1 protein-coding gene is annotated in these 433 nt (G+C 43.9%); it reads right to left on the bottom strand.

Annotated elements, in window-relative coordinates; genetic code table 11:
* Positions 1 to 3: 3 nt before the first annotated feature.
* A partial coding sequence (locus tag PSH48_RS21025) for a type II secretion system F family protein (protein ID WP_273612326.1) occupies positions 4 to 433 on the bottom strand: 430 nt, incomplete at its 5' end.

Below are 433 nucleotides of genomic sequence, written 5' to 3'. Positions count from 1 at the left end.
TACTTAAAGACCTACGGCCTTGTTCATTGCCATAATTGGCTGCAAAATTGCCATTACTATGAAAAGCACAATCACTGCCATAGAGGCAATCATTGCCGGTTCCAATAATTTTAATGACACATTAACCATACTTTCAAACTCGCGATCTTGATTGTTAGCAGCACGCTCTAACATTTGCTCAAGTTCACCGGACTTTTCACCACTGGCTATCATATGTAGCATCATTGGTGGAAACAACTTAGTTTGCTGTAGTGAAGCACGAAGACTCGCCCCTTCACTGACTCTTTCTGCGGCATGTGCCACTGCTTGCTTTATTTTTTCGTTAACCAACACCCCACCTGAGATACGCAGTCCTTCAAGAAGCGGCACTGAGCTAGACGATAAAATACTTAATGTACGGGCAAAGCGCGCCGTGTTAATACCTCTAGCAACC

The organism is Pseudoalteromonas sp. Angola-4, from assembly GCF_028599265.1.
Lineage (GTDB): Bacteria > Pseudomonadota > Gammaproteobacteria > Enterobacterales > Alteromonadaceae > Pseudoalteromonas > Pseudoalteromonas atlantica.
The sequence above is the reverse complement of the archived record's forward strand: the minus strand, read 5'-3'. Positions and strand labels throughout refer to the sequence as shown.